At 32.5% G+C, this 1584-nt stretch carries 1 protein-coding gene and 1 pseudogene; both read right to left on the minus strand.

The features are described from left to right. A pseudogene (locus tag CK510_RS30160) lies at window positions 1-467 on the minus strand (magnesium chelatase domain-containing protein); the annotation flags it as partial. Window positions 468-481: 14 nt separating this feature from the next. Beyond that, window positions 482-1584, minus strand: a 1103-nt coding sequence (locus tag CK510_RS30165) for a hypothetical protein (protein ID WP_211293363.1), incomplete at its 5' end; no start/stop codon positions are given.

The following is a 1584-nucleotide window of genomic DNA, read 5'->3' on the forward strand; positions in this document are numbered from 1 at the left end:
CGTAAACCTCCAACCCCTCCACCACCGCAGCTTCCTGAGCATTATCAGCAGGTACAACCAAACCAGTGATACCCATTTGTTGAGCCGAAGCTGCGATCGGTAATACCCCCGCAACTGGACGCAAACTACCATCTAAACTCACTTCCCCTAAGAATAAATAATCACCCAACAAATCGGCGTTAACCTGTTCGGTAGCTGCCAAAATGCCGATACTGATAGGCAAATCAAAACAGGGACCCTCCTTACGCAAATCAGCAGGAGTGAGATTAATTACAATTTTTTTTCATCGGGAAGGCAAACCCGGCATTTTTCAAAGTTGCCCTCACCCGTTCCTTGGATTCTTGAATTGCGGCATCGGGTAAACCTAAAATGACGATTCCTGGTAAACCACCAGATACATCGACTTCCACACCCACTTTTACCGCATCAATGCCGACAATCGATGCACTCCAAACCCTTGCTAACATTTTTATATAAAACCTTAAATATAAAGTTCAATTTCTGATTTGATCTTATCTAATTCTTGAAACTGTTTATCAATCCAATTTTTTTCTTCTCTTTGTTGCTTGAAGTTTTCGTCTCGATAGCGTTCCTGTAATTCTAGAAAATAATTATGAAACTCAATAAATTTTTCAATTGATTCAGCTACTAATTGGTTTAAATTATCAAATAATTCACAAATATAATTTTCTTGTTTTTGAGTGAATTTATCATTGAAATTCAGAAAATTGTCTAAACTAATTTCACCCCATTTGTTTTGCAGAAGAGCTTTTATTTCGTCATCAAATAGGTTATTTAAATCTATACATGGATTATTACATTTGTTTTCTATTGTATTTAAGACTGAGTTGATTTGGTTGAATATATCTATTTGTTTTTGTTCGCTGAATAAATTGATGAAATCTTTCAGTATACTTAAGTCCATTTTTTTATATTCTAAATAAAATAGTTTTAGTTTCTCTTCAAGTAATACCTTTGTGTAATTATTAGTCTTTTTAATATCAGTTTTTAGAGGACTTTCTATCTCGAAGTCGCAAGATGTTTTTACTTGAGATTTACTATCTAGGAATAATTTCTCTTTAATATATTTAAATCTTCCTCTCCATTCCTTTTTTGTGCTGATTATTACCTCTTCTCTCTGAGCAATAGAAGTCTGTTTTAATTTGATAGCAGAAGAGGAAATAAGGCTAATACTAGCCCATAATTTAGCTTTTTCAAACGAAGCAATCTTTGGTTTAGATAAGTATATATCATCACTATCGGATATGTTCTCATAACAAATTGATAGCAATTTTATTAAACGAGATGATGAGCTTCTTATCTCTTCAACACAATCATTTATTGATTCTTTAAACTTTATAGATGATTGTTTTAAATCTACTGATATTAAGTCACTTGTAAGTAATTTTTCAATTTCTGTACTAATTTCATAAAAGTCATCAAAAGTCTTTTTCATATTACCTCCAAAAATATCAAAATTAATTAACTTGTGAAGAAAATTTTTATCTAAACCTCGTCCATGATGAAACCCGGAGTTTTTTTTAAGATTCAAATCCGTCATTGCGACGTAAGGTAGACACAAAG

Origin of the sequence: Brunnivagina elsteri CCALA 953 (assembly GCF_002289455.1) — a bacterium.
In the GTDB taxonomy this organism is placed as follows: Bacteria; Cyanobacteriota; Cyanobacteriia; order Cyanobacteriales; family Nostocaceae; genus Brunnivagina; species Brunnivagina elsteri.